Origin of the sequence: Clostridium sp. MCC353 (assembly GCF_018785315.1) — a bacterium.
GTDB lineage: Bacteria > Bacillota > Clostridia > Lachnospirales > Lachnospiraceae > CHH4-2.
In genome coordinates, this window is sequence record NZ_WQPN01000109.1 from 1 (window position 1) to 13145 (window position 13145).

10 protein-coding genes are annotated in these 13145 nt (G+C 48.8%); 1 reads left to right on the forward strand and 9 read right to left on the reverse strand.

What is annotated here, in order from left to right; all coding sequences use genetic code 11:
* Positions 1–156: 156 nt before the first annotated feature.
* The 8 genes from GPL15_RS18295 to GPL15_RS18330 form a co-directional block, all read right to left on the reverse strand.
* Entirely contained in the window at positions 157–1836 is a 1680-nt protein-coding gene (locus GPL15_RS18295) for an ABC transporter substrate-binding protein (RefSeq protein WP_215700138.1), read from the reverse strand.
* 12 nt (positions 1837–1848) lie between these two features.
* Positions 1849–2832 (reverse strand): mannonate dehydratase, encoded by a 984-nt coding sequence (locus GPL15_RS18300; protein WP_215700139.1) that lies wholly within the window; start codon positions 2830–2832, stop codon positions 1849–1851.
* A gap of 343 nt (positions 2833–3175) precedes the next feature.
* Complete coding sequence (locus GPL15_RS18305) at positions 3176–4525, reverse strand: FAD-dependent oxidoreductase (RefSeq protein ID WP_215700140.1); 1350 nt, start codon at positions 4523–4525, stop codon at positions 3176–3178.
* 13 nt (positions 4526–4538) lie between these two features.
* Complete coding sequence (locus tag GPL15_RS18310) at positions 4539–5522, reverse strand: mannonate dehydratase (RefSeq protein WP_215700141.1); 984 nt, start codon at positions 5520–5522, stop codon at positions 4539–4541.
* Positions 5523–5533: 11 nt separating this feature from the next.
* Positions 5534–7210, reverse strand: coding sequence for an ABC transporter substrate-binding protein (locus GPL15_RS18315; RefSeq protein WP_215700142.1), 1677 nt, complete (start codon positions 7208–7210; stop codon positions 5534–5536).
* A gap of 115 nt (positions 7211–7325) precedes the next feature.
* Positions 7326–9353: an ABC transporter ATP-binding protein gene (locus GPL15_RS27785; protein ID WP_215700143.1), complete on the reverse strand. Its 2028-nt coding sequence runs from the start codon at positions 9351–9353 to the stop codon at positions 7326–7328.
* Between the two features lie 51 nt (positions 9354–9404).
* The gene (locus tag GPL15_RS18325; RefSeq protein WP_215700144.1) at positions 9405–10265 is read right to left on the reverse strand and encodes an ABC transporter permease; all 861 of its coding nucleotides are present in this window, start codon (positions 10263–10265) and stop codon (positions 9405–9407) included.
* A gap of 40 nt (positions 10266–10305) precedes the next feature.
* Entirely contained in the window at positions 10306–11250 is a 945-nt protein-coding gene (locus GPL15_RS18330) for an ABC transporter permease (RefSeq protein ID WP_215700145.1), read from the reverse strand.
* A 364-nt stretch (positions 11251–11614) separates the two neighbouring features.
* Here GPL15_RS18330 and GPL15_RS18335 point away from each other — a divergent pair, with 364 nt between their 5' ends.
* Positions 11615–12514 (forward strand): LysR family transcriptional regulator, encoded by a 900-nt coding sequence (locus tag GPL15_RS18335; protein ID WP_215700146.1) that lies wholly within the window; start codon positions 11615–11617, stop codon positions 12512–12514.
* Positions 12515–12635: 121 nt separating this feature from the next.
* Here GPL15_RS18335 and GPL15_RS18340 read toward each other — a convergent pair whose 3' ends face one another.
* Positions 12636–13142 carry a 3-isopropylmalate dehydratase small subunit gene (locus tag GPL15_RS18340; protein WP_215700147.1) on the reverse strand — a complete coding sequence of 169 codons (507 nt, stop codon included), beginning with the start codon at positions 13140–13142 and terminating at the stop codon, positions 12636–12638.
* Between the last annotated feature and the right edge of the window lie 3 nt (positions 13143–13145).

Here is a 13145-nt window from a genome sequence, read left to right on the forward strand (position 1 = left end):
GGGAGCAGAGGAGACGATCTGTCTAAAAAGACGGGGCCCCCACTCTTCAAAGTGTCCACACTTATGGGTACATTATAGTTCCGGTCCCCCTGTCCACCGGCCGCTGCCTCTCCCCGCTTTCCCGCGTAACGTTCTCACTTAAATTCCCAAATAATTTTATTCCCAATACATCGATTCAGGCGTCCACTGTGCCATATCCACTTCGGATATCCCGGTATCCTTTAGTCCCGGTTCTCCATAAGACTGGGAATAGGTGACTGCAAGAGGGGTGATCATAACATAATCCTGAACCAAAGCTTTTGCCGCCTTTTGGAGCTGGGCTTTTTTCTCATCCAGGGTTTTTGCCGCTCTGGCTGCGAATAAAGGCTCTTCGAATTCTGCCGGACGCAGCATAATTCCGTGGTTTTTGATGCCTTCTGAAGAGTAGAGACGGATATAGTTGTTCACAAAATCCATTTTTGCCGCCCCGCTGCCTGCAATAAATCCATCTATATCATCTTCTTTCTGCATGGATGCCAAAACAGAACTGTCCAGAATGGAGATTTCCGCTTTGATGCCGATCTGGTCAAGACATGCCTGGAATGCGGTAGCTGTATCCGTGTTGCTGGATATACAATAAATGGTTGTTTCAAAACCATTTGGATAACCGGCATCTGCCAGCATTTTTTTGGCTAATTCAACATCATATTCATAGAATTCGGCTTCCGGATGATAGGCCCAGGAATCCTTTGTGCAGAACAATGGTGTTGCTTCTCCCATTCCTCCCGACAATGCCTTTGCCACGTTATCCCAATCGACCGCATGCATGACAGCCTGGCGCACCTTTAAATCTCCCATGGGATGTTTATCGCTTTTGCTGTTCCAGATAATGTGTTTGATACCTGCACAGTTTGCCGTATCCCCGCCAATCCGTTCATATCCTGCCGCTTTTACCGTATTAATAACCTGATCGTTATTCAGTTTCATCGCAACATTCACTTCTTTATTCAGAAGGGCAGAAACAACGGTATTGCTGTCTTTTATGAAGTCAATCTCAAGAGTGTCGATTTTAGGCAGCCCTTCGATGCGGTAATTTTCATTTTTCTTATATGTAATCTTTGTATCTGCAATATAGGAATCGAATACGAATGGCCCTGTGCCTACCGCATGTATTTTGCACCATTCCGCGCCATTTTTCTCATAAGCTTCTTTTGAGCAGATATAAATATCTCCGATCACATTTTCCCAGTCATTGGCCCATTTATCGTACTGGATCACCACAGTAAGATCATCTGTTTTTCCAACGGATACCGGAGAGCCGATCTCACTGGCCTTTCCGTTTTTAATATACTGTTCAATGTTCCACACAACCGCATCTGCATCACAGACCGATCCATCGTGAAAATACACATCTTTTCTCAGTTTAATGGTAAATGTCAGCGCATCATTATCCACAACAAATTCTTCTGCAAGCCACGGCTCATAATTTCCTTCCGGATCGGATCTTCCTAACGGCTCTAAAATCGGCTGGATGCCAAACCGGTCTCCTGTAGAGGAAGACTGGGGCATAAAAAAGGTCTGCTGAGGAGTGGAACTGGCTATCACTACCGAACCGCCCTTGCTCTCCTTTGTTCCCGTCTGTGCCGGTTCCTCTGTGCCTGTTTTTTTGTTTTGCTCTTCTGCCGGATTCCCCGCCGTATCCTGTTTTGCTCCCTCCCCGGAAGCATCCTTTACGGTTGAAGCAGCTTCTGTTTTTGCAGCCGGGGCCGTTTCGGCTTTTTTGCCGCATCCGCCCAAACAGCCTGCGGCCAGCATGAACCCCAATCCTGCAGCCAGTAATCTTTTTGTTTTTCTCATAGTCCTTCCTCCTTATTGCTTATTGATTTCTTGTATAGCACAATTTAACAGAGCCTTCATATATCCGGTGGAATAGGCGAAAGACGAATTCATTCCGCCGCATTCTTTGGTAAACCGCGGCACGTGATCCACATGAATCACACCTTGATAATCACTGCGCACAAGCTGTTTCATGGCATCGTACATATTCATGTATCCATCCTCCAGCAGTGTTTCCTCAAAATACGGCATGGTTCCGCTCACATTGCGGAAATGAACGATCAATACCTTATCCTGTTCTATGAAATATTTAATGTCATCCAGAAGGTTTCCAAACTTTTCTCCGGCCTCCAGCCAGCATCCCATGCACATTTTCATTCCCAGATAAGGGCTGTTTCCGGCCAGTTCAAACGCATGTTTATAATCGGCGGCCGATGTGATCAGGTTGGAAATCCCCACAAGGCAGTCCACCGGCGGATCATTTGGATGAAGGGCGATTTTTACCTTTTCCTCTTCGCAGACCGGAAGAACCCTGTCCAGCCAGTATTTAAAATTATCCCAGATTTCCTCCTTGGTAAAAAACCTGCCATGGGTGTACGGTCTTTTTTCCAGTTCCGGAATATCCACAATCCTGGCCGGGGCCTGTCTGGTATGCCCGCCCACATCAATGCGGCTGGTGAGCACTTTATTGGGCTCCCATGTCATATAGGTGATGAAAATTCCCGCCTTTGCCAAAATACGGGTAAATGCATTGTACCTCTCAATGGCCTCATCCCGCCCCGGAAGCCCCAAATGAATGAGCGGATTTTTATAAATATCCGTATTACCCGCATCCGTAACCGTAAGCCCGGCCTTTTTAAGCCGTTCCGTAAATCTCATCACCGAATCATAGTCCGTATGTTCATTTTTAAACATCACAAATACATGATCCACGCCCATCTGTTTTATAAAACGAAGCTGCTCATCGGTATAGTCCGATACCACTTTCATCTGCGTGCGAATTTTATTTCCTAACATATCGGTCTCCTTCTTTTTATTATTTGTAACAGTTCCAATGCCTGCACCGTTACAACGCTGTAATTCATGCTGCTTTTCTGTATTTCTCTGTGCATTTCGTATATCTTTATGTATTTATTATAATATCGGTTCATCATTATGACCAATTCGCAGGGACTATAAAATTTATAGCGAATACTTATGCACCGGCCAGACTTCCCATCTGACAAAACTCACGAAAAAAAGCCGAATACAAAAGTACCCGGCTTCCCCCGCAGGCAAGGCTGACAACCTAAGATCGTTAATCGGCCAAACTCTGCATCTGATATATTCTATTTTCCACTGATCCCGGGACATTTTCTCATCAGAGAACCACATTTCCCTCTTTTAATTTTTTCTGCAGCCGCTGGATGTCCAGCTCAGCCGGGCCAACGCCGCATTCCAGTGCCAGGGCTGCGGCTGTTCCTGCGGCCTGCCCCATGGCCGACGTTGTGGGCGTTGTGCGGATTGCCGCCTGGGCTTCGAAGCTGGCTGACACGCATCTTCCGGTGACCAGGAGATTGCTGATCTCATCACAGAACATCACTTCAAATGGAATGCTGTAATAACCATTTTCCCCCATTTCAAAACAACTGTCCGTCCCGGCGCCGTCGGGGCTGTGCACATCTACCGGATAGGCGGCCAGCGCAATCCTGCTGCCGAACATTTTTCCTGCTAAAATGTCAGCAGTCGTCAGTTCATATTTTCCTTTTAACTGCCTGGAGCCCCTCACGCCCACGGACGGTCCTGTAAATTCCAGACAGGCTTCTGCGAATCCAGGAACTTCCCGTCTCATAAAACGGTCTAACTGGGCGCACTGCCGCCTGCCCTCCCGCTCGCTGTCGCTGAGACTTTGGGCGTCTGTTCCGTCACAGCCGGTAATCCGGGTGGTATTTACGATAAATTCCCCCTGCCGGTCGGTTTCAAAAAAGAGAAGTTCTTCTCTTGGAAATCTGATTTCCCCATTCTTCACCGCTTTTTGAAGCTGATCTGCAAAGCCGGCCACCGCCAAATGGTTCGATTCCTCCAATAACCGGCGGTTTTCTTTCAGCCGCGGAAATTCATCCAAATGATCCAGAAGATAGGCTTTTAACAGCTCCCGGTTCACATTGCTGTACTTCATATTCAGGGTCATGGGCTGGCACTGTCCGTCTTCGGGACGGCCTTTCTGCATGGGTGCGCCTGCCATCCAGGCCAGATCCCCGTCTCCGGTGGCATCGATGTAGATGACCGCCTTGACCTTTGACAGGCCGTCTTTGTTGCAAATGGTCAGCGAAGTAATCTTCCCGTCCCGGCAGTCCGCCTGGGCCACGCTGGTATGAAAGAGGACGCGGCAGTCGGCTTCCGAGGTCATTTCATCCAGAACAAGTTTCATTCCTTCCGATGAAAATGGAGTGATGTAGCTGACATACCGGGTTGTATCCTTAATATGCCCGCAGCTATAACCGCCCCGCATCATTCTGACCACCATTTCCTCAAATAACCCCTTGATGATCTGTTTTTCTCCGGCATGGGCCGTCATCATGGGGCCCACACCGCAGGCCGTCAGGCTGCCTCCAAGAAAGCCGTTCTTTTCTATCAAAAGTACCGTTTTTCCTTCTCTGGCAGCGGCAATGGCAGCAAAGGTTCCGGCCAGGCCGCCGCCTGCCACTGCGATATCATATAATTTATTCATAGATCCTCGCAATCTAAGCCTTATTCACCTCTTCGACCGCACAGTGAAGCAGGGCCTTCATATAACCGTTGGAATATGCGAATGATGAATTTACACCGCCGCAGGATTCCACATAAACCGGCACATGGTCAACATGAATGGTGCCGTCATAGTCGTTTTTCACCAGTTGTTTCATGGCATGGTACATATTCATGTAGCCGTCTTCCAACAGGGTCTCTTCAAAGTACGGAACCGTGGCGCTCACATTTCTGAAATGAACGATCAGGATTTTCTTCTCTTTTATGAAATAATCGATATCTTCCATCAGGTTTCCAAACTGTTCCCCGCCTTCCAGCCAGCATCCCATGCACATTTTCATTCCCAAATAAGGGCTGTTTCCGGCAAGTTCAAATGCATGTTTGTAATCTTCTGTTGATGTGATCAGGTTGGAAATGCCCCAAAGGCAGTCCACCGGCGGATCGTTGGGATGGAGGGCAATTTTTACATTGGCTTCCTGGCAGACCGGCAGAACCCGGTCCAGCCAGTACTTGAAATTCTCCCACATTTCCTCTTTTGTATAAAGCCTTCCATGGCTGTACGGGTGGGTCTTCAGTTCCTCGATATCCACAATTCTGCCCACCGCATCCCTGGTGTGTTCCCCTATCCCAAAACGGGTGGTGAGAACCTGGTTGGGCTCCCAGGTCATGTATACCACCGGAATCCCGGCTTTTCCCAGAATACGGTTGAAGTTATTGTACCGCTCAATGGCCTCATCCCGGCCGGGGAGGCCCAGATGGATTTCCGGGCTCTTGTAAATATTGGTATTTCCTCCGTCTGTGGCTGTTAAGCCGAACTTGCGGAGACGGTCCATGAAGAACATGACGGAATCATAGTCTGTGTGTTGATCCTGGAACATTGCATATACATATTTGATTCCCATTTGTTTTAAAAACAGCAGTTGTTCGTCTGTATAGTCTGACACCACTTTGTGCTGTACGCGAATTTTGTTTCCCAGCATTTTTCCTCTCCTTACTGCCAATGCATTGCTTCCGGCGTCCACTGTGTCAGGCTCACATAGTACATGCCTGTGTCGGCAAGTCCATGCTGGCTGAATGAATAGTTATACAACACGCTCATGGGGAACAGCATTACATAGTCTTCAACCAGCATCTTGGAGGCCTGCTGCAGAAGTTCCTTCTTTTCTTCCAGTGTTTTTGCGGCTCTCGCGCCGAATAACGCGTCTTCGTATTCCTTAGGACGGAGCATGATGCCATGGTTCTTGATGCCCTGTGAAGAATAGAGACGGATATAGTTGTTGGTGAAATCCATCTGGCCCGCGCCTTTTCCAATTACAATGCCGTCAATGTCGTCTTCCTTCTGCATTCCGGCCATAACCGAGTTATCCACGGTTTCCACGCTGGCTTTGATGTTGATCTGGGCTAAAGCGGCCTGGAGGGCAACTGCGGTATCATTGTCTCTTGCGATGGTGTAGATTTTTGTCTCAAATCCGTCAGGATATCCGGCTTCTGCCAGCATCTGTTTTGCCAGTTCCACATCGTATTCATAGAATTTGGCATCGGGGCTGTAGGCCCAGGAATCCTTGGTTGCGAACTGGTTGGACGCTTCACCCAGGCCGCCGGACAATGCTTTGGCAACATTTTCCCAATCGATACAATGCATGATGGCCTGTCTCACTTTCAGATCTCCTGTGGGGTGATCCGGGTTTTTACTGTTAAATAACACGTATTTCAAGTTGGCCATATTGGCTGATTCCCGCCCTACATTTTCAAATCCGGCTGCCATAATGGTCTGGATAACCGTACCGTCAATGGTGTTCAGAATATCGACTTCTCCGTTTAAAAATGCGGATACCTGGGTGTTGGTATCGGGAATCACCGCAAATTCCACAGAATCCACATATGGCTGTCCATCGATCCGGTATTCCGGATTCTTAACATATTTCAGGGAGCTGCCCGCTATGTAGGAATCAAAAATAAATGGACCGGTTCCCACGCAGTTGATCTTACACCATTCTTCTCCATTTTTATCATAAGCTTCTTTTGAAAGGATGTAGATTTCGCCCAGCACAGTATCCCAGTTGTTGGCCCATTCCTCATAATGAACGGTCACTGTCAGGTCATCGTCTGCCGTAACTTCTTTCGGATTGTTGATTTCCGCGCTCTTGCCGTTTTTCATGTACTGCTCAATATTCCATGCCACCGCTTCTGCATTACATGCGCTTCCGTCATGAAATTTCACCCCGTCCCGCAGCTTAATTGTAAATGTCAGCGCCTCCGGGTCGGTGATAAATTCCTCTGCCAGCCATGGCTGGGTGGTTCCGTCTTCTGCCAGCCTTCCCAAAGACTCTACAGCAGGGGATGCAAACCAGCGGTCGCCTGTGGACGATGACTGAGGAAGGAATAAGGTGATGGGCCCTTCTATGGTGGATATTTTTACGCCTTTCTGCTCCGCTGAAAGGGCTGCGGCTGTTTCCCCATTTTCTCCGCCCTTTGAATCCGGCTGGGTTTGGGCGGCTCCTGTCTGGGAGGCGGTTCCTCCTGCATTTCCTGCTGCCGTGCTTCCTGCCGCATTTCCTGCCGCGGCTCCTGCTCCACCTCCTGCGGCTGTTCCCGATGAACCGCCGCATCCTGTGATGCTTCCTAAGAGCATCGTTCCTGCTAATATCATTGCTGCTAACTTTTTCATGATAGTCCTCCTTTTATTTAAAATCAGTAACTGTTCCAAACGGCTCATCTTCCTGACCCAAAAGCCTGTCAAGAAGCACCGGTTTTCCCGCCGTCCTGTACTGTTACCAAAATTATTAATTACCGTAGATGAAACAAGAAACCTGATGATTTTTTCCCACATTTTGCAGACGCGGCGTTTCCTGTCTGCACCGGTCCGTGGCGCTGTCACAGCGGTCATGGAAGGGGCAGCCTTTGGGACGGTTTGTAAGGCTTGGCACCTCCCCGCGTATGGGCACCCGCTGCCGTTTCTCTTCAATCGCCGGATCAGCCACCGGAACGGCCCCTAAGAGGGCCTTCGTATAAGGGTGAAGCGTATTTTCATACAATTCATCGCATTCTGCGATCTCTACCACCCGTCCCAAATACATGACTAAGATTCTGTCGCTGATATGTTTCACAACTGCCAGGTCGTGGGCAATGAACAGATACGTCAGCCCCAGCTTTGCCTGCAGTTCTTCCAACAGGTTGATGATCTGGGCCTGAATGGAAACATCCAGAGCTGAAATGGGCTCATCACAGACAATCACATCCGGATTGGATGATAATGCCCTGGCAATGCCGATCCTCTGTCTCTGGCCGCCGGAAAACTCATGGGGCACCCGGTATTTTAGCGCCGGGTCCAGACCGGCTATGCGGAACAATTCGTCCACTCTGGCATCGTATTCCCCTTTATTCTTCACCAGTTTATGTAATTTCAGGGATTCGCCCACGATGGATTCCGCCGTCTGTCTGGGATCCAGGGAAGAAAACGGATCCTGGAACACCATGGATATCTTGGGCCGGAAGGGCTGGAGTTCTTTGTCCTTCAGCTTAGTCACATCCGTACCGTTAAAAAGGATCTTGCCGCCTTCCGGTTCATAAACCCTCATCAGGCACCTTGCCAGGGTTGTTTTTCCACATCCGCTTTCCCCCACAATTCCCAGGGTTTCCCCCTTTTTAACAGAAAATGTGATGTCCTCAATGGCCTTAACCTCTCCTACTTTTTTCCTCATCAAGCCTTTATAAACCGGAAAATACTTTTTCACATCGCTGACTTCCAGGCAGTTTTCATCTTTGCATCTGCTCTGAGGCGCCTTTTTTATCTCTTTGGAAGCGATAGTTTCTGCTTTTTCCCGTTTCTCTTCCTCTGTCAGAAGGCAGGCCGCAAAATGTCCCTCTCTGATTTCAGCCAGTTCCGGCTTGGGTTCACATCTGCACCGGCCGTCTCTGTACTCACATCTGTCGTAAAACGGACAATAGTCCGGTCTGGCCGCCGGGTTTGGCGGGAGGCCGTCAATGGGGATCAGGATTCTGTCTTTGGGATCATCCAGCCTTGGAATCGCCCTGAGAAGCGCCCTGGTATAGGGATGTTCCGGAACTGCAAATAATTCCTTTGTTTTGGCGGTTTCCACCACGCTGCCCGAATACATCACATAAATCCTCTCAGCAAAACGGGCCACAATCCCCAGATTATGGGTTACGATGATGACCGCTGTATTGGTCTTTTTCGCGATATCCCGGATCATTTCCAAAAGCTGGGCCTGGGTGGTCACGTCTAAAGCGGTTGTCGCCTCGTCAGCCACCAATATAGTAGGCTCCGACGACATTGCCATGGCGATCATGATCCTCTGGCGCATGCCGCCTGAAAACTGCTGCGGATAGTAATTGAACCTTTGCTCCGCATCAGGGATATTTACCATTTTGAGCATTTTGATGGTCCGTTCTTTCGCTTCCTCTTTGGATACCTTTAAATGGAGCATGATATTTTCCTGGATTTGGTACCCTATGGTCAGAACCGGATTTAACGAAGTCATGGGCTCCTGGAAAATCATGCTGACTTTTCCGCCCCGCATCCGGCGCATTTCCTCGCTGTTCGGACCGTATTCCAGCATATTTTTGTCATTTCCATCCAGATAAACCCCGCCTCCGGTTATCCGGCCGGGAGAGGAAATGAGCTGCAGCATGCTCATCATGGTCACCGATTTGCCGCTGCCCGATTCTCCCACAATCCCGATAATCTCCCCCGGATCCAGATACATGGAGACGCCGTCTACCGCGTGGACATCTTTTCCGTCTGTTCGAAAACACGTGCGGATATCTTTTATCTCTAATAAATGTTTCATCCTCTTCTCCTTACCGCCGCACAAACGGCATTTTACTCCTGAACTTCCCGTCTAAATCTCTCCCCTCAGCCTGGGGTCCAGGGCATCCCGGATGCCGTCGCCAAACATATTCAGACTGATAACCAGAACCGCCACACAGATACCGGGCGTGAGCGCGAATACGGGATTCTGCAGAAGAAACATGCGGCCTTCGCTGACCATACTGCCCCAGGAGGCGGTGGGGGCGCTGATTCCAAGTCCTAAAAAACTGAGCCCCGCTTCAGAAAGGATGGTATTCCCCACCTGCTGGGTCATCATTACAATAATAGGTGAAATGCTGTTGGGCAGAATGTGTTTAAACATCAATTGGAAATTCTTATTGCCCTGCAGCTTTGCCGCCATGATGTAATCGGCTTCCTTAATGGAAAGCACCTGCCCTCTCATCATTCTCACATATCCTGCCATGGATGAAATCCCCAGAATCAATGCCAGGTTCCGGATTCCCCCGCCGAAAACCGCCGTGAGCGCCATTGCCAGGACCACTTGGGGAATGGCCCGGACCGCCTCGGTCAGGCGGTTTATCACATCATCCGCCACCCCTCCGAAATAACCGGCGGCCATGCCGAAAAAGGTTCCCACCGCACAGGCGATCACCACCGCCAGCACGCCGATAATTAAGCTCACTCTCGTACCATAGATGATACGGCTTAAAACGTCCCGCCCATAGGAATCCGTTCCCAGCACATGCAGTCTGGACGGCCCCTGCAGATATGCCGCAAAGTCCGCGAAATCAGGATCATAGGGCGCGATAAGCGGCGCAAATACGGCTATTACGATAAACAGCAGGATAAAAAATCCGCTGACCGATACTATTTTTCTGGAAAAAAGTGTTTTGGAGAATTTTAAAATCTTATCATATCTGCTTTTGTCCATCTTTCCCTCTCATTCTGCCGCCATACGGCATTCTTCACATTTAGTCCACCCGAATCCGGGGATCTACAACCGCATACAGGATATCGGTTAAAAGGTTCACCACACACGCGACCACCGCAGTGATCAGAACGCATGCCTGGATCACCGGCATATCCCTGGAGGTGATCGCTTTCACAAACAAAGAACCCATTCCGGGAATGGAAAATACGGATTCCACAAACATGGAGCCGCCCAGCATGGCTCCCAATCTCATGCCGAGAATGGTAATAACGGGAATCAAGCCATTTTTCAGAGCGTGTACGAAGATGACCTTTTTCTCCGTCAGCCCTTTTGACCGGGCTGTCCGCACATAATCCTGGCGGATCACTTCCAGCATGCTGGAGCGGGTCTGCCTGGTGGTCGTGGCGATTCCTCCCAGGGCCAGACAAAACAGAGGCATGGCCGTCTGTCGCATGCTGGCTGAAAAATCGTCCCAGGGAAATGTAAATCCATAGGAGGGAAGCCATCCTAATTTTAAAGAAAATACATACATAACCAGCACCCCGATCCAGAATTGAGGCAGGCAGGCGGTGATATTTGCCAAAAGGGTCACCACATTGTCGGCCGCCTTCCCCCGGAACACTGCGCTGATAACCCCGAACAGGATTCCCAGCGGAACGCTGATGATAAATGCAATGAAGGACAGATAAAGGGTGACCGGAACCCGCTCTGAAAGCACATCTACCGTAGGTTTATGAAACTGGGTGGACTTGCCCAGGTCCCCCCGGAATGCTTTTGTCAGCCAGCTAGCATACCGCACCATCACAGGCTTGTCCAGCTCCAGTTCATGATAAACCCTGTCATATTCTTCCTGGGAAACCTCTTCCCCCATCATCGCGTAAACCGGATCTCCGGGGATAAATGACATCAGCATGAATACGAATACTGAGATCAAAAATAAGATAACCACCATCTGCCCAACACGTTTTATTATGTAATGCCCCATTTTGTCTGCTCCCTTTCTCATCTATGAGCGGTCTCGGAAACTCTTTGTGCCCAGCTTTGTGAGATGATTTTTGCTCAGTTGTGCACAAATTTATGAGGCGTACGCGGGGCGTACGTTGATTAAATTTATGTACGGCTGGCGGAAAATCAGCCACAAAGATGGGTGCAAGAAAGTTTCTGAGAGTGCTCTCTATTGCTTTTTCCATACAGATTGATATAATAGAAACTATTATATACAAGATGCACAACTCTCATGGACTCATTATACTATAGGGCTGTAAAATTCACCAATTGGCAATAATTATTGTTTCAATAGTCCCTGCCTATTAAATAAAACACGACATCTAAGGAAAGGAAGCCGCAGATTGGACACCCGATATTTATCCTATATTATAGAAATCGCAAATGAAAAAAATATGCGTAAGGCGGCTGAGAAGCTCTATGTTTCCCAGCCTTCGCTCAGCCAGTACCTGGCCAAACTGGAACAGGAACTGGGAACGCCCCTCTTCACCCGGGTGAAAGGGGAACTGATTCCCACCAAGGCTGGCAATATGTACGTGGAATGCGCAAAGAAGATGGTGGATATGAAGAATGAACTCTACCGGAGTATCGCGGAAGTGACCAACACCGGTCACATCAATGTGGCTACCACCTCAATCTGGTCTCTTAAAATGGTGTCGGAACTGATTCCCATTCTGAAGAAAGAGTTCCCGGAAGTGAGCCTGGAATTATTTGAAGGAAACCTGATGCCTACGGAAAAGCTGCTGGAAGAGAAAAGCATAGATATCGCATTTGTGGCCACGACTTCAGTTAAGAAGTTTGAGCACTGCAGCGAGATATTGGGTCAGGAGGAGATTTTATTCGCGGTTCCGTCTTCCCACCCATTCTGTACGGAAGAAAACAAGAAAAAAGCCCTGACCGCAGCCATGCTGTCGGAGGCATTTTCCGGCGAAAACTTCATTCTGCCCAGAAAAAACTCCACAGTGAGCAATGCGACCAGTGGCTTTTTAAAGGAATGCAACATCAATACGGATGCCATTTGTTCGGTAAATCACATGACTACGGTGACGAATATGGTGGCGAACCAGGTTGGGGTGGCGTTTATCCCGCGTACCTGTATGAGGCCGGAACTGCCGATTACCTATTTTTCACTTTCTCCGGGGATTTACCGGCTGAGCGCGGTGATTTACCGGGATGACAGGCCGCTGAGTAAGCCGGAATTGCGGTTGATTGAGATGGCGCAGAATTATCCGTTGTTTCGCTAATGTAAAGGTGCTTTAAAGTAAAGGGTGAAGGCATTTTCGAAAATGCCTTCACCCTTTACTTTAAAGCACCAAGGCTTTTTCGAAAATGCCTTCACCCTTCGTGTCACCCTTCGCGTTAAATTTATTCTTTCTCCGCCATCATCCTCTTCCTCATAAGCGGCTTAATCCCTCCCGCTTTCAGAATCTCCAGCGCATATTCTCCAACACATTCCCCGGCATATTCTTCACCCCGGGTTAAATTCTTTATCACCCCTGTCTCAATATCGGCTTCCAGCACATCCCCATCTTTTACCTTCTTTGAAATCCCCCGGCACACCATCAGCGGCAGCCCCAGGTTCAAAGCATTCCTATAAAAGATTCTGGCAAATGAATCTGCAATTACCATGGAAGCGCCCATATGCATAATAGCGATTACCGCATGTTCTCTGCTGGAACCGCAGCCAAAATTACTGCCAGCCGCAATAATATCCCCTTTTTTAAACTGCCGGTGGAGCGTTTCATAGTCTTCCAGACAATGGCTTTTTATCTCTTCCGGATCCACCAGAGCCAGATATCTTCCCGGGTAAATCTGGTCGGTATCCACGTTATTGCCCAGCACTGAGACATTTCCTTTGTATACACATTCCATCTT